We start from the raw sequence: 13,935 nt of genomic DNA, 5'->3' as shown, positions 1-13,935 counted from the left end.
GAGGGGAATCGCATGGTGGCTCCGGTATTCGAGGAATTCGAACCCGAGAGCGACTGCGAATGCCCCGGATGCGTCGACCGGAGGCGAGCCGCACCGGCTTCCCCGGCCGCCGGAATCATCGGCCACCCGGCCGCCCATCGCACCGTCGTCATCGCGGCCGCGGCCTCCGCGGTCCTCGGAGCCGGCCACGCGGTCCCCGCCCTCGCCGCCCCGCAGCAGGCCCCCGACCGGCCGGGGGTCCCCGCGGACGACGGGCCCCAGACGCCGCAGGGCAGCAAGGCGCCCCTGCACGGGCCCGGCGGCAAGCCCGCCGACACGGTCAAACTGCCGACGACCACCCGAACGGAGATCATCGACCGCGCCAAGAAATGGGTCGCGGCCAAGGTGCCGTACAGCATGAGCGCGTACTGGTCGGACGGCTACCGGCAGGACTGCTCCGGCTTTGTCTCCATGGCCTGGAAGCTGCCCGGGAACGAGTGGACGGGCAGCCTCCACCAGTACGCGACCCGGATCACCAAGGAGCAGCTCCAGCCGGGCGACATGCTGCTGTTCCACAATCTGACCGACCCGACGAACGGCTCCCACGTCGTCCTCTTCGGCGGCTGGACGGACCACACGCACGGCTACTACATCGCGTACGAGCAGACCCGCCCGAACACCCGCCGGCTCGCCACCCCGTACGCCTACTGGACCAATGCGTCCAAATACGTCCCCTACCGCTACAAGGGCCTGGTCGCCGAGCCGGCGGATCCGAGCGTCCCGGCGGTCCCGGGCAAGGAGGGCGGCGGGGACAGCGCCAATCCAGGCCCCGGCGCCCAGGCGCCCCCGTATCCGGGGCGGGCGGCCTTCGGGCCCGGCGCGGACAACAAGCACGTCACCCTGCTCGGCCGGCTCCTCGTCGAGCGCGGCGCGAAGCGGTTCTACACCTCGGGGCCCGGCTCGCGCTGGTCGGACGCCGACCGGCGGGCCACCCAGGCCTTCCAGCAGGCCCAGGGCTGGCGCGGGGCCGACGCCGACGGCCTGCCCGGCCCGCTGACCTGGTCACTGCTGACCAACGGCAAGGGCAAGAACATCGTGGCGGGAGCGTCGGGAAGCTCCGGTGGCTCGGGATCGGCGGGCGCCCCCGCCCAGCCGCCGCGCGTCCCCGCCTATCCCGGCCGCGGCATGTTCCGGCCCGGCGCCGACAACGCGTACGTCACCCAGCTGGGGAGGCAGCTGGTGAAGAAGGGCTTCGGCACGTACTACACGAAGGGGCCCGGACCGCGCTGGGGCGAGGCGGACCGGCGGGGCGTCGAGGCCTTCCAGCGCACCCAGGGCTGGCGCGGCGGGGCGGCCGACGGCTACCCGGGGCCGGAGACCTGGCGGCGGCTGTTCTCGTAGGCCGGACCGCTCACGGCGACCCGGGCCGTCCCAGGAGATCCCGGGTCGTCCGGGGTCATCCCATCCACTGTCATGGCGTATCTGGCGCGGAGGCTGGAGGCACGCATGAGCACGACCACTTCTCAGACGCCCGAATCGGAGGGGCCGTCACGGCCCGCCCGGCTGATCCAGAACGAGGCGACCACCGAGATCCCCGTCCATCTGCTGTTCCGCGACGAACCCGAGCCGAGGCCGGTGCCGCTCGGGCCCACCGTCGTGGGCAGCCGGGCGGGCACCGGCGAGCAGCCGAGGTTCCGCCGGCCGACGCCGGCGAAGGCCCGGCCGGTCGCGCAGGTCGACCCCGCGCTCGTCGAGCGGCCCGGCCGGGTGCTGCCCGGCGCGGTCGGGGTGGCCGCCGGCGTGTGCGGGGCGGCGGGCTGCGCGGCCACCTCCTGGTGGGCGGGCATCCTGCCGCCGCTGGTGGTGGAGGCGCTCCGACTGCCCGCGTCGGCCGGAGCCGGGCTCGGTCCGGTGCAGTGGGCGGCGTACGCGGGGGCGGGCGCCCTCGGCCTGTTCGGCTTCGGCGGGCTGGCGCGCGGCGGGACCGGCCGGGCCTGGGTGCTCGGCCTGTTCGGCCGCTACCGGGGGACGGTCCGGCGCACCGGCCTGCTCTGGGTGAACCCGCTGCTGCTGCGCCGCCGGGTCGACGTACGGCTGCGGCACTGGCGCAGCGAGGCGATGCCCGCTGCCGACGGCAACGGGGTCGCGCTGCGGGTGGTGGCGCTCGTGGTGTGGCGGGTGCGGGACACTGCGCGGGCGACGCTCGGCGTCGAGGACCACGAGACGTATCTGCGCGAGTGCGTCGAGGCGGCGCTCGCCCGTGTCCCGGTGGAGACGCCGGGCGCCGGGCGGGGTGCGGTCGAGGCGGCCGGGGAGGCGCTGACCCGGCGGGTGGCGCGGGACGCGGGCGCGATCGGCCTGGAGGTGTTCTCGGTGCAGCCGCTGCGGATCGAGTACGCCCCGGAGGTGGCCGCCGCGATGCACCGGCGCCGGATCGCCGCGCTGGACGCCCAGCAGCGGGCGTCGGTGCTGACCTCGGTGGTCGACTCGGTGGAGGACACGGTGACCCGGCTGACCATGCGCGGGCTGGTGGAACTCGACGACTACGAGCGCAAGGCGCTGGTGAAGGACCTGACGGTGGCGTTCTGCTCGGGACGGGGGGAGCAGTCGCCCTGACGACCCGTCGAACATGTCCCCCATCCCGGCCTTCGATTGGTATGGACATGTTCAACGATCAGCAATAATCTCGAACTTGGTCTAGACCTGCACGGCTCACGGAACTTCCCCCACGTTCTTCAGGAGCGGCAGCATGCGCAAAAAGACCAAGCTGTACGCCGCAGCCCTCGGCCTCACCACGGCGGGAGCCCTCGTGCTCACCGCCGGAGGAGCGAGCGGCCACGGCTACACCGACCTCCCCATCAGCAGGCAGAAGCTCTGCCAGAACGGCACCGTCGCCAACTGCGGCAACATCCAGTGGGAGCCGCAGAGCGTCGAGGGCCCCAAGGGCTTCCCGGCCGCCGGACCGGCCGACGGACGGATCTGCTCGGCGGGCAACACCCCGTTCGCCCAGCTCGACAGCCCGAAGACCCCCTCGGGCGCGGCCTGGCCGACCACCCGGGTGTCCGGCGGCCAGTCGTACTCGTTCCGCTGGCAGTTCACCGCCATGCACGCCACGTCCGACTTCAAGTACTACGTCACGAAGCCGGGCTGGAACCAGAACCACAACCTGGCCCGCTCCGACCTCAACCTCACTCCGTTCCTGACGGTGCCCTACGGCGGTCAGCGCCCGCCGCAGACCCTCTCCCACAGCGGCACCCTGCCGTCCGGGCTGAGCGGGCGCCATGTGATCCTCGCGGTCTGGACGGTCGCCGACACGGCCAACGCGTTCTACGCCTGCTCCGACGTCACCTTCTGAGTGCCGCCGAGCGGGACGGGGTGCGTGCGCCGGACCGGGAGACCGGCACCGGCGCACGTGCCCGCACCTCGTGACGTCACGGCCATCCACATCTGACGGCTGGTCAATTACCGTGCCCGCCCATGGAGTCCAACCCGGGCACTGTCGCGGAACTCGTCCACGCCCGCTGGGGCGACCACCGTCCTGGCCTGTGGTGCGGGGAGCGGACGCTCACCCATCACGAGGTCGCGGGCGGGGCCGCCGCCCGCGCCGCACTGCTGGCGGACCTGGTGCCGCCCGGTGCGCACCTCGGGATCCTGCTCGACAACACTCCCGAATACCCGCTGTGGCTGAGCGCCGCCGCCCTCGCCCGCACGGCCGTCGCCGGGATCAACCCCACCCGGCGCGGCGCCGAACTCGCCCGCGACATCCTGCACACCGAGTGCCGCCTGCTGATCACCGACCGGACCCGCCTGCCCCTGCTCGACGGCCTCGACCTGCCCGGACCGCGACTCCTGGTGACGGACACGGAGGAGTACGACGCCCTCCTCGCCCCCTACGCCGACGCCCGCCCCGACCCCTCCCGCGCCACCCCCGCCGACCGTCTCCTCCTCTACTTCACCTCGGGTTCGACCGGCGCCCCCAAGGCCGCGATCTGCACCCAGGGCAGGCTGGCCGCCGCGGGCCGCTCCCTGGCCGGCCAGTTCTCCGTACGCCCCGACGACGTGCACTACGTCTGCATGCCGATGTTCCACGGCAACGCGGTGATCGCCGACTGGGCGCCCGCCCTGGTCGCCGGTGCGGGCGTGGCGCTGCGGCGCCGCTTCTCGGCGTCGGCCTTCCTGACGGACGTGCGGCGGTACCGGGCGACGTACTTCACCTATGTCGGCCGGGCGATCCAGTACGTCCTGGCCACCGAGGCGGGCCCGGACGACCGGGAGCACCGGCTGAGGCTCGGGTTCGGCACCGAGGCGGGGGCGGTGGACGCGGCGGCGTTCGAGCGGCGGTTCGGCGTGCGGCTGGTGGAGGGGTACGGGTCGTCGGAGGGCGGCGCGGCGATCCAGTGGAGGCCGGGCACCCCGTCCGGCGCGGTCGGACCGGCGACACCCGGCCTGGTCGTCCTGCACCCCGAGACGCGCGAGGAGTGCCCGCCGGCCGTCCTCGACCCGGCGGGGCGGCTGCTGAACGGCGACGAGGCGATCGGCGAGCTGGTCAACCGCGGCCCGAGCCCCTTCGAGGGCTACTGGCGCAACCCGGAGGCCGAGTCCGAGCGACTGCGTGGGGGAGGGGAGTACTGGACCGGCGACCTCTTCTACCGGGACACCGACGGGTTCCTCTACTTCGCGGGCCGCACCGACGACCGGCTCCGCGTCGACGGCGAGAACCTGGCCGCCGCGATGATCGAGAACATCCTCGCCCGGTACGAGGGCGCCGAGGCGGTCGCCGTGTACGCGGTGCCGGACCCGGTGACCGGGGACCAGGTGATGGCGGCGATGGCGGGCGCCTTCGACCCCGGGGGCTTCGCGGAGTTCCTGCGCGCCCAGCCGGACCTCGGGACGAAGATGGCGCCCCGGTTCGTGCGGGTGGTGCCGCGGATGCCGGTCACGGCCACGAACAAGATCCACCGGGCGCTGCTCAGACGGGAGGGCGTGCGGTGCGCCGACCCGCTGTGGTGGCGGCCGCCGGGAGAGGAGGCCTACCGGAGACTGACCGCGGAGGACGCCGAAGGGCCCCTCGTGTCTCCACGAGGGGCCCTCGACATGGTGCGCCGCCAGGGACTCGAACCCCGGACCCGCTGATTAAGAGTCAGCTGCTCTAACCAACTGAGCTAGCGGCGCATGACTCCCGCCCTCCGCCTTCGGCGGCTGACGACGAAGAAAATACTACCTGGTCCGCAGGAGTGCTCCGGACCAGGTGGGGAGGCCGCCCTTCAGATGGCCAGCGAGAGCAGAACCTGCGTCGCGCTCCTGTTCAGGGTGTCGGCGGCCTGGCGCAGCCGGTGGGCGTGTTCGACGGGCAGGGACAGGGCCAGGCAGCCCGCGGTGGAGCCGGCCGTGATCGGGACGGCCGCGCAGACCGTGCCGACGGCGTACTCCTGGAGGTCGAGAACCGGGGCCGTGGGCGGCTGGGACTCCAGGCGGGAGAGCAGCAGCTTGTCGCTGGTGATGGTGCGCGAGGTGAGGCGGGCCATCTTGTGCCGGGAGAGGTGGTCGCGCCGGCCGTCGTGGTCGAGCTGGCCGAGGAGGCTCTTGCCGAGCGCGGTGGCGTGGGCGCAGGAGCGGAAGTCGACCCACTCGTTGACCGCGGGCGTGGCCGGGCCGTCGGCGTACTGGGTGACGGTGACCTCTCCGTCGACGTAACGGCTGATGTAGACGGCGGCGCCGACGGTGTCGCGCAGTCGGTCCAGGGTCTGCTGGAGCTGGTCCCGGAGGGCCTCCTCGTGGTGGTGTGCGGACGCCAGACGGGTCAGGGCGTCACCGGTGACGTACGCCCCGTCGGCGACCTGCTCGACGTATCCCTCGCGGCGGAGCATCCGCAGGAGCGTGGTCAGCCGCTCCGTGCCGAGGCCGGTCTCGCGGGTGATGTCGGCGTCGGTGACGCCTGTGGTGTGCCGGGCCACCGTCTCCAGGACGCGCAGGGCGTCCTGGGCCGGGTGGTGCGGAGTTTTCGGCTCGTTCTTCAGCGCCACGGTTTCCCCCCGGTCGCTTTTTCCTGGCCGTGATCCGGACGGTGAATCCCGACCACGATAACCGGCGAGTAGCCATCGGGGAGAGGGGGTTGACGAGATTGCGGGCCTCTCATCAGGGGAATTGTTCCACCGTCATATGCCGGGCGGCCTGTGGCCCGGTCGGGCCGCCCGGATGCGGAGGCGCGGGGCGCCACGCGGAGTGGCGCCCCGGGGCTCACAGCACGGCGCTCAGGAACTCCCGCGTCCGCTCCTGCTCCGGCTCGCTGAAGATCTTCTCCGGCGGGCCCGACTCGATGACGCGGCCCGAGTCGAACATCAGGACCTGGTCCGAGATGTCCCGGGCGAAGTTCATCTCGTGCGTCACACAGAGCATCGTGATGTCGGTCGTGCGGGCGATGTCCCGCAGCACGTCCAGGACGCCGGCCACCAGCTCCGGGTCCAGCGCGGAGGTCACCTCGTCCAGGAGCAGGACCTGCGGCCGCATCGCCAGTGCGCGGGCGATCGCCACCCGCTGCTGCTGGCCGCCGGACAGCTGGGTCGGGTACTTGTCGATGTGCTCGGTCAGCCCCACCAGTTCGAGCAGGTCGCGGGCCCGCTGCTCGGCCTCGTCCCTGGACAGGCCGAGGACGGTGACCGGGGCCTCGGTGATGTTGCGCAGCACCTTCATGTTCGGGAAGAGGTTGAACTGCTGGAAGACCATCCCGATGTTCTTGCGGACCTCGCGGACGTGCTTCTCGCCGGCCCGGACCAGCTTGCCGTTGCGCTCCTCGTGGGTCAGATAGTCCCCGCCCACCCGGATCGTGCCCTCGTCGGGCTCGGCCAGGGTCATCAGCAGTCTCAGGATCGTCGTCTTGCCGGAACCCGACGGGCCGATCAGCGTGACGTGTTTGCCGGAGTCGACGGAGAAGTCGAGCCGGTCGAGGACGGTGTTGTCGCCGAACCGCTTGGTGACCTTGTCGAAGCGGATCAGTTCGCTGCCGTCCACCGGCGGGTTGACCAGGGCGGGGCTGTTCTCTGCGGGATCGGTGTCAGCGGACAAGACGTCGCTCCAGGGCTCGGATCAGGAGGGAGGCGGGGTAGGCGATGACGATGAAGGCCACCCCCACGACGGTGAGCGCCTCCGTGGTGAAGGTTTCGTTGCTGAAGGACTGGGCCTCGCCGAGCATGTCGAAGGCGCCGATGGTCGCGATCATCGGGGAGTCCTTGAGCATGGCGACGACGTAGTTGCCCAGCGGTGGGACGACCCGGCGGATCGCCTGCGGAAGGATCACCGCCCGCCAGGTGCGGCCCTTGGACAGGCTGAGCGCCGTCGCCGCCTCCCACTGGCCGGCGGGGACGCCGTCGATGCCCGCTCGGTAGACCTCGGCGGTGTAGGTGGAGTAGTGCAGCCCGAGGCCGACGATGCCGGTGGCGAGCGGTGACATCGACGGACCGAAGTTGGGGACCACGTAGAAGAGGAAGAACAGCTGCACCAGCAGCGGTGTGTTGCGGATGAACTCCGTGACGGCGACGACCGGCCAGCGCACCCAGACCCGCGTGGAGCGCTGTGCCAGCGCCCACACCAGGCCCAGCGCGAAGGCGATCAGCGTGCCGACGGCCAGGGCCTGAAGGGTGACGAGTACGCCGTCCCAGAACCGCGGCATGAAGTCGTCCACGACGTTCCAGTCCCAGCTCATCGCATACCTCCTGCGGACTGCGAACCGGCCTGGAGGCTCTCGCCGCGGGCGCCGAGCTTCCTGGTGATCCCGGGGGTCCTCGCCGGCCGCTGTCCGATCCCGGCCTTCGCCCTGCGCTCCAGCAGCCGCATGCCGCGGGTGATGAGGAAGGCGAGAACGAAGTAGAGGACCAGCAGCAGGGTGTAGACGGGGGTGGTCTCGTTGGTGCCGAGCCGGAGCAGATTGCCGGCGAACGTCATGTCGGCCACCGTGATGACCGAGACCAGGGCGGTGCCCTTCAGCAGCTCGATCAGCAGATTGTTGAACGGCGGGACCATCTCGGGCCACGCCTGGGGCAGCTCGATCAGGCGCAGCCGCTGCCACCGGGTGAAGTTGAGCGCGATGCCCGCTTCCTTCTGCGCCGGGGTGACGGCGGCCAGGGAACCGCGGACGATCTCGGAGCCGTAGGCGCCGTAGGTCAGGCCCAGTGCGCTGACGCCGGCCCACATGGGCACCAGCTGCCAGCCGAGGAGGGGCAGCGCGAAGAACATCCAGAACATCAGCACCAGGGCCGACATGCCCCGGAAGACCTCGAAGTAGATCCCGGCGAGGAAGCGGACGATCCAGTACCGCGAACCGCGGGCGAGACCGATCCCGAACGAGATGGCGGCGCCGAGGGCCGCGGCGTACACCGTCACCTGGACGGTGACCCAGACACCCGGCAGGAACCAGGTGGTGAAGAACTCCGAACTCATCATCAGCCGCACAGCTCCTTCGCTGTGAGGTCCGTCATGTCGTCCATGCCGAAACCGAACGGGCCGACGATCTCCAGCATCTCCTCGTAGTCGTTCTCCTTGAGCTTCAGCAGCTCCTTGTTGAAGGCGTCACGGAAGTTCTTCTCGGACAGCCGGAAGGCGAATCCGCCCGCTCCGTAGGCGGGCTTGCCGTCCATCACGGGCTGGAACGGCTCGGTCGCCGACACGCGTCCGGAATCCTCCACCGCCGACGTGACCGTGATGCGGGTGCCCGCGAAGGCGTCCACCCGTCCCTGGGCCACCGCGTCGATGCCGGCCACCTGGTCCGGCAGGACCAGGACGTCCCCGATGCCCGCGGCCTTGGCGTAGTCGATCTGGGCGTAGGCCTTGCCGGAGGCGAGCCTGAGCCCCTTCTTCCTGACGTCCTCATAGGTCCTGATGCCGTGCGGATTTCCCTTCCTGACGATGAAGGAGTCCAGCATCAGGTAATCCGGGTCGGCGAACAGCACCTGTTCGCACCGGATCGGATTGATGTACATCCCGGCGGACACCACATCGAACTGCCGGGCCTTCAGCCCGGGTATCAGGGCACCGAAATCCACCGGCACCGGCTCGACCTCGTCGATGCCGAGCCTTTTGAAGATCACCTCCGCGATCGCGGGTGCTTCTCCGGTGGCCTGTCCGTCGTCTCCGACATATCCGAAAGGGGGCTCACTGGCGATGCCGATCTTCACGGACCCCTGATCCCGCAGGGTCTCCAGGAGGCTGCCTCCCAGTACCTTTCCGTCATCCGGGACGCGGCTGCAGCCGGCCGCCCCGAGGGCTCCCGCCGCGCTCAGCGACACCGCTCCGGCGAGCAGTGAGCGGCGGCTGAGTCCTTTATGGGGTCTGTCGTGGGTTCCGGATCGATGTGCTTGTGGTCGAGCCATGGGCGCGCGGCTACCCGGCTTCATGCGAGTCATGCGGATCGTTTCCGGCCCCGCCACAGCCGACGCCCCCTTGACCGCGGGTGGACCATGGAACGCATGGCTGACCGATATATCGACGTCTCGCTGGCCAAACGCGGAATCACCGCCACGGCGAAGCTGCTCGACGATCGCGCGCCGATCACCTGCGCGGCCGTCTGGGATTCCCTTCCGCTCGCCGGAGACGTCTATCACGCCAAATACGCGCGCAACGAGATCTACGCCCTCTTCCCGCCTTTCGCGACATCGGAACCACCGCTGGAGAATCCGACAGTGACCCCCATCCCGGGAGATCTCTGCTATTTCTCCTTCGCGGGAACGGAACTCGGCACCCAGGCCTACGGCTACGACCGCGAGGTCCGCGCCGGCACCACGGTCGTCGACCTGGCCCTGTTCTACGAGCGCAACAACCTGCTCCTGAACGGCGACGTCGGCTGGGTCCCCGGCATCGTCTGGGGGCAGGTCGTCGAGGGCCTGGAGGCGATGGCCGAGGCCTGCAACGACCTGTGGCGGACCGGGGCGGCGGGGGAGACGCTCAGCTTCCGCCGGACGTGACCCCCGCCTCGTGGAGCGCGTGCGCCGCCCGCAGCACCAGGTCGTCGCGGTGCCGGGCGGCCACGATCTGGAGGCCCACCGGCAGCCCGTCGCCGTCCGTGCCCACCGGGACCGTAGCGGCCGGCTGCTGGGTGAGGTTGAACGGATAGGTGAACGGCGTCCAGCCCGTCCAGCGCCGGTGCCCCGACCCCTTCGGCACCTCCGCGCCCGCCTCGAACGCGGTGATCGGCAGGGTCGGGGTGAGCAGCAGGTCGTAGGAGTCGTGGAAGCGGCCCATGCGGCGGCCCAGATCCATCCGGACGTCCACGGCCGCCAGATAGTCCAGGGCGCTGAACCGGGCCCCCCGCGCGCTGATCTCGCGCAGCCCCGGATCCAGCGACTCCCGCTGGTACGGCCCGAGATGCTGGGTCACCCGGGCCGCGCCCGCGAACCACAGGGTGTGGAAGGCGTCCACCGGATCGCTGAAGTCCGGGTCGGCCTCCTCGACGTACGCGCCGAGCTCCGCCAGCCGCTCCACGGCCCGCCGGACCGCCGCCGCGACCGCCGGGCGCACGGCGACCTGACCGCCCAGCGACGGTGAGTACGCCACCCGCAGCCCGCGCACACCCCCGCCCAGCGCCTCCGTGAACGACCCGCCGGCCGGGCCCAGCGCCGACCAGTCGCGGGAGTCGGGCACCCCGATCACGTCCAGCAGCAGCGCCGCGTCCGCCGCGTCCCGTGTCATCGGACCGACGTGCGCGAGCGTCCCGAAGGCACTGGCCGGATACAGCGGCACCCGGCCGTACGTCGGCTTCAGCGCGAAGATCCCGCAGAACGCGGCCGGGATGCGCACACTGCCCCCGCCGTCCGTGCCCAGGGACAGCGGGCCCGCGCCGAGCGCCACGGCGGCCGCGCTGCCCCCGCTGGAGCCGCCCGCGGTACGGGACGGGTCGTGCGGGTTGCGGGTGACCCCGGTGAGCGGCGAGTCGGTGACGCCCTTCCAGCCGTACTCGGGCGTCGTCGTCTTCCCGAGGAACACCGCGCCCGCCTCCCGCAGCCGGGCCACGGACGGCGCGTCCTCCTCCCACCGCCCGCCCGGATCGACCGACCGGGAGCCGCGCAGGGTGGGATGGCCCTTCAGCAGCAGGATGTCCTTCACGGTGACCGGTACGCCGTCCAGGGCGCCCCGCGGCTCCCCGCGCCGCCACCGCTCCTGCGCGTCACGCGCCTGCGCGAGGGCCTCCTCGGCCAGGATGCGCACGAACGCGTTCACCTCGGGCTGGATCCGCTCGGCCCGCTCCAGGGCCGCCCGGGTCGCCTCCACCGGGCCGAACTCGCCCTTGCGGTAGCCGTCGAGGAGCCGGACCGCGGTCAAGGTGGTCAGGTCCGTCATGCGGTCCTCCAGAGGACGTCAGTGTCCGGGCACGTAGCCGCGCTGCTTGTCGACCACGTTCCGCAGGGGCCGGCCCGCCGCCCACCGCTCGAACAACTCCACGAACTGCGCGCCGAGTTCGTCCCGCCAGCCGACCGTGTCCCCGCTCATGTGCGGGGACACCAGCAGCCCCGGCACCCGCCACAACGGGCTGTCCGCGGCGAGGGGTTCGGTGGTGAGGACGTCCAGCGCGGCCCCCGCGATCCACCGCCTCTCCAGCGCCTGCACGAGCGCGTCCTCGACGACGAGCTGCCCCCGGCCGACGTTCACGAAGCACGCGGAGGGCTGCATCACGCCGAACCGGTGCCGGTCGAACATGCCGTGCGTCCGCTCGGTGAGCGGGGCCGCGGCGATCACCCAGTCGGCGCGGGCGAGCAGCCGGTCCAGGTCGTCGGGGCCGTGGATGCCGGTGCGCGGGACCCGGCCGACCACCGCCGCGGTCACGCCGAGCGCCTTCAGCGTGCGGGCGATCTCCCGGCCGATCGGCCCCGAGCCGACGACGACCGCGCGCGTCCCGGCCACCCGCCGGCTCTCCCGGTGCCGCCACTCCCGCTCCCGCTGGAGCTGCCAGGTGCGCGGCAGGTCCTTCGCCATCGCCAGCACCAGGGCGGCGACGTACTCGGCGATCGGCGCGTCGAAGATCCCGCGCGCGTTCGTCACCACGGTGTCCGACGCGGCCAGCTCCGGGCACATCAGATGGTCCACACCCGCGCTCGCCGTGTGCACCCAGCCGGGCCGCGGACCCGCGCCCGGCCAGGCGGACCGCACCGCGTGCGAGGTGAAGTCCCACACCAGCAGGACGTCGGCCTCGGGCAACCGGCCGGCCAGGCCCGCCTCGTCGGTGTGCACCACGCGGGCCCGCCCGGTGAGCCTGCCGAGGCGGGGCGGCGGCTCGGCGTCGAGGACGAGGAGCGTGGGAAGCGCGGTCATCCGGTGCCCCTTCCCCGGCCGGTCGTGACCAAGGGTCTGACGTGCACGGATTGACCACGTTCGCACCCGAACCTACCGTCGTCAACACGGCCGTCGGCACGGCCGGTTGCGCCATCCTGTCTCCCGGTGAGGGCGGTGCCCCATGGACGTCACCTTTCTCGGCGGCCCTCGGGGCCAGCGCGGCCTCGGCGTGGTCGCGCCGTTCGACTTCGCCCTGGACCGCGAGCTGTGGCGCTGGGTCCCCGACGACGTGTCCCTCCACCTCACGCGCACGCCGTACGTGCCCGTCGAGGTGAGCCTGGACCTCGCCCGCCGGGTCAGCGAGCACGAGACGCTCGGTGACGCCGTCCGCACCCTGATCGCCGTCGCCCCCGAGGTCGTCGCCTACGCCTGCACCTCCGGCAGCTTCGTCGCCGGGATCGCCGGGGAGCGCGCCCTGTGCGAGGCCATGACCCGGGCCGGCGCGACGCCCTCCGTGACCACCTCCGGGGCGCTCCTGGAGGCCCTGGCGGAGCTGGGCGCCCACCGCGTGGCCCTGGTCACCCCGTACACCGAGTCGGTCACCCACGCCCTGCGGGAGTACGTCGGGCAGGCGGGCGTCATGGTCACCGGCTGCGCGTTCATGGGCCTCACCCGGCACATCTGGAAGGTGCCGTACCGGGACGTCGCCGACATGGCCCGGCAGGCGGTGAGCAGCACGGCCGCCGAGGTCCTCTTCATCTCCTGCACCAACCTCCCGACGTACGACGTCATCCCCCAACTCGAGGCGGAACTACGCATACCCGTCATCTCGGCCAACCAGGTGACGATGTGGGCGGCACTGCGCCGACTGGGTACCCGAGCCGTGGGGCCGTACCAGGCTCTGCTGGACGAGGGGGCGCGGAACCGGCCCCCCGCACGGCCGGAAGAACAGCAGGAAGGCTGGACATGACCGCACTCGGATTCCTCTACCCGGGCCACTCCGCCGAGGACGACTACCCCCGCATCGAGCAGCTCCTGGGCAGTGACATCCGGGTGGACCTGGTCCACACGGACATCGGCGAGGACGCGCACCGCGTCGAGGCCCTACGGCAGATGGGCGCGCCCGAACGGCTCGCGGCGGGTGTCGAGCAGCTGCGGCTGGCCGGCGTGGAGGCGGTGGTGTGGGCCTGCACCAGCGGCGGCTTCGTGCACGGCTGGCAGGGCGCCCACGAGCAGGTGCGCGCGCTGGCCCGCTCCGCCGGGATGCCCGCCTCCTCCACGTCCTTCGGCTTCGTCCACGCGGCGAAGGAGATCGGCGCGGCCCGGGTCGCGGTCGGCGCGACCTACCCCGACGACATCGCCGGACTCTTCGCCGAGTTCCTGCGGGCGGGCGGCGTCGAGGTGACGGCGCTGCGCGGCTCCGGCATCGTCACGGCCGCCGAGGTCGGCACCTGGGGCGAGGCGGAGGTGTTCGCCCTGGCCCGCGAGGCCGACACCCCGGACGCGGACGCGGTCCTCCTCCCCGACACCGCGCTGCACACGGCCGCCTACCTCCCCGGCCTCGAGAAGGACCTGGGCAAGCCGGTCCTCACCGCCAACCAGGTCACCGTCTGGGAGGCCCTCCGCCTCACGGACCGCCGGGTCAACGCGCCGGGCCTGGGCGCGCTGTTCACCCGGGAGCCGATCGTGCAGGTGTGAGGG

General features: G+C 72.1%; 14 protein-coding genes and 1 tRNA gene. 7 read left to right on the top strand and 8 right to left on the bottom strand.

The features are described 5' to 3' along the window. Positions 1-12 precede the first annotated feature (12 nt). The 4 genes from ACFWJX_RS16010 to ACFWJX_RS15995 all read left to right on the top strand — a co-directional run bounded on the left by ACFWJX_RS16010 (position 13) and on the right by ACFWJX_RS15995 (position 5,112). Positions 13-1,380: a peptidoglycan-binding protein gene (locus tag ACFWJX_RS16010; RefSeq protein WP_383242577.1), complete on the top strand. Its 1,368-nt coding sequence runs from the start codon at positions 13-15 to the stop codon at positions 1,378-1,380. Between the two features lie 105 nt (positions 1,381-1,485). Further along, a complete protein-coding gene (locus ACFWJX_RS16005; protein ID WP_383242574.1) occupies positions 1,486-2,595 on the top strand; it encodes an SPFH domain-containing protein in 1,110 nt (369 codons plus the stop codon). Positions 2,596-2,728: 133 nt separating this feature from the next. Continuing rightward, positions 2,729-3,334: a lytic polysaccharide monooxygenase gene (locus tag ACFWJX_RS16000; RefSeq protein ID WP_383242571.1), complete on the top strand. Its 606-nt coding sequence runs from the start codon at positions 2,729-2,731 to the stop codon at positions 3,332-3,334. 122 nt (positions 3,335-3,456) lie between these two features. Continuing rightward, positions 3,457-5,112, top strand: coding sequence for an AMP-binding protein (locus ACFWJX_RS15995; RefSeq protein WP_383242568.1), 1,656 nt, complete (start codon positions 3,457-3,459; stop codon positions 5,110-5,112). On the opposite strand, the gene ACFWJX_RS15990 is transcribed toward ACFWJX_RS15995, so the two are convergent. The 6 genes from ACFWJX_RS15990 to ehuB form a co-directional block, all read right to left on the bottom strand. After that, positions 5,075-5,151: transfer RNA gene (locus tag ACFWJX_RS15990), tRNA-Lys, on the bottom strand. The genes ACFWJX_RS15995 and ACFWJX_RS15990 overlap by 38 nt on opposite strands. Before the next feature lie 92 nt (positions 5,152-5,243). Next, on the bottom strand, positions 5,244-6,002 hold the full coding sequence (locus ACFWJX_RS15985) for an IclR family transcriptional regulator (protein ID WP_383242565.1): 759 nt from the start codon (positions 6,000-6,002) through the stop codon (positions 5,244-5,246). A 214-nt stretch (positions 6,003-6,216) separates the two neighbouring features. Then, positions 6,217-7,041, bottom strand: a complete 825-nt coding sequence (gene ehuA, locus ACFWJX_RS15980) for an ectoine/hydroxyectoine ABC transporter ATP-binding protein EhuA (RefSeq protein ID WP_383242562.1) — start codon at positions 7,039-7,041, stop codon at positions 6,217-6,219. Further along, positions 7,031-7,678: an ectoine/hydroxyectoine ABC transporter permease subunit EhuD gene (gene ehuD / locus ACFWJX_RS15975; RefSeq protein ID WP_383242559.1), complete on the bottom strand. Its 648-nt coding sequence runs from the start codon at positions 7,676-7,678 to the stop codon at positions 7,031-7,033. The genes ehuA and ehuD overlap by 11 nt, the downstream gene beginning before the upstream one ends. Continuing rightward, positions 7,675-8,415, bottom strand: a complete 741-nt coding sequence (gene ehuC, locus ACFWJX_RS15970; RefSeq protein ID WP_383242556.1) for an ectoine/hydroxyectoine ABC transporter permease subunit EhuC — start codon at positions 8,413-8,415, stop codon at positions 7,675-7,677. The genes ehuD and ehuC overlap by 4 nt, the downstream gene beginning before the upstream one ends. Beyond that, positions 8,415-9,341 (bottom strand): ectoine/hydroxyectoine ABC transporter substrate-binding protein EhuB, encoded by a 927-nt coding sequence (gene ehuB / locus ACFWJX_RS15965; protein WP_383242553.1) that lies wholly within the window; start codon positions 9,339-9,341, stop codon positions 8,415-8,417. Before ehuB ends, ehuC begins: the two co-directional genes overlap by 1 nt. Before the next feature lie 96 nt (positions 9,342-9,437). Between ehuB and ACFWJX_RS15960 the strand changes: the two genes are divergently transcribed. Then, positions 9,438-9,932: a DUF3830 family protein gene (locus ACFWJX_RS15960; RefSeq protein ID WP_383242550.1), complete on the top strand. Its 495-nt coding sequence runs from the start codon at positions 9,438-9,440 to the stop codon at positions 9,930-9,932. Here ACFWJX_RS15960 and ACFWJX_RS15955 read toward each other — a convergent pair. Both ACFWJX_RS15955 and ACFWJX_RS15950 read right to left on the bottom strand, forming a co-directional pair. Next, positions 9,913-11,304, bottom strand: a complete 1,392-nt coding sequence (locus ACFWJX_RS15955) for an amidase (RefSeq protein WP_383242548.1) — start codon at positions 11,302-11,304, stop codon at positions 9,913-9,915. The genes ACFWJX_RS15960 and ACFWJX_RS15955 overlap by 20 nt on opposite strands. Before the next feature lie 18 nt (positions 11,305-11,322). Continuing rightward, complete coding sequence (locus ACFWJX_RS15950; protein ID WP_383242545.1) at positions 11,323-12,273, bottom strand: D-2-hydroxyacid dehydrogenase; 951 nt, start codon at positions 12,271-12,273, stop codon at positions 11,323-11,325. A 142-nt stretch (positions 12,274-12,415) separates the two neighbouring features. On the opposite strand from ACFWJX_RS15950, the gene ACFWJX_RS15945 reads away from it, so the two are divergent. Continuing rightward, positions 12,416-13,204 carry a decarboxylase gene (locus ACFWJX_RS15945; protein ID WP_383242543.1) on the top strand — a complete coding sequence of 263 codons (789 nt, stop codon included), beginning with the start codon at positions 12,416-12,418 and terminating at the stop codon, positions 13,202-13,204. Beyond that, complete coding sequence (locus tag ACFWJX_RS15940) at positions 13,201-13,932, top strand: aspartate/glutamate racemase family protein (protein ID WP_383242540.1); 732 nt, start codon at positions 13,201-13,203, stop codon at positions 13,930-13,932. The genes ACFWJX_RS15945 and ACFWJX_RS15940 overlap by 4 nt, the downstream gene beginning before the upstream one ends. Positions 13,933-13,935: the final 3 nt, after the last annotated feature.

The organism is Streptomyces sp. NPDC058335 (assembly GCF_042723915.1).
In the GTDB taxonomy this organism is placed as follows: domain Bacteria; phylum Actinomycetota; class Actinomycetes; order Streptomycetales; family Streptomycetaceae; genus Streptomyces.
The sequence above is the reverse complement of the archived record's forward strand: the minus strand, read 5'-3'. Positions and strand labels throughout refer to the sequence as shown.

Bases quoted from the DNA above. Each gene is read 5' to 3' on its own strand.
- ACFWJX_RS16010 (WP_383242577.1), top strand. From the start codon at position 13: ATGGTGGCTCCGGTATTCGAGGAATTCGAACCCGAGAGCGACTGCGAA.
- ACFWJX_RS16005 (WP_383242574.1), top strand. From the start codon at position 1,486: ATGAGCACGACCACTTCTCAGACGCCCGAATCGGAGGGGCCGTCACGG.
- ACFWJX_RS16000 (WP_383242571.1), top strand. From the start codon at position 2,729: ATGCGCAAAAAGACCAAGCTGTACGCCGCAGCCCTCGGCCTCACCACG.
- ACFWJX_RS15995 (WP_383242568.1), top strand. From the start codon at position 3,457: ATGGAGTCCAACCCGGGCACTGTCGCGGAACTCGTCCACGCCCGCTGG.
- ehuD (WP_383242559.1), bottom strand. From the start codon at position 7,678: ATGAGCTGGGACTGGAACGTCGTGGACGACTTCATGCCGCGGTTCTGG.
- ehuC (WP_383242556.1), bottom strand. From the start codon at position 8,415: ATGATGAGTTCGGAGTTCTTCACCACCTGGTTCCTGCCGGGTGTCTGG.
- ehuB (WP_383242553.1), bottom strand. From the start codon at position 9,341: ATGGCTCGACCACAAGCACATCGATCCGGAACCCACGACAGACCCCAT.
- ACFWJX_RS15960 (WP_383242550.1), top strand. From the start codon at position 9,438: ATGGCTGACCGATATATCGACGTCTCGCTGGCCAAACGCGGAATCACC.
- ACFWJX_RS15955 (WP_383242548.1), bottom strand. From the start codon at position 11,304: ATGACGGACCTGACCACCTTGACCGCGGTCCGGCTCCTCGACGGCTAC.
- ACFWJX_RS15950 (WP_383242545.1), bottom strand. From the start codon at position 12,273: ATGACCGCGCTTCCCACGCTCCTCGTCCTCGACGCCGAGCCGCCGCCC.
- ACFWJX_RS15945 (WP_383242543.1), top strand. From the start codon at position 12,416: ATGGACGTCACCTTTCTCGGCGGCCCTCGGGGCCAGCGCGGCCTCGGC.
- ACFWJX_RS15940 (WP_383242540.1), top strand. From the start codon at position 13,201: ATGACCGCACTCGGATTCCTCTACCCGGGCCACTCCGCCGAGGACGAC.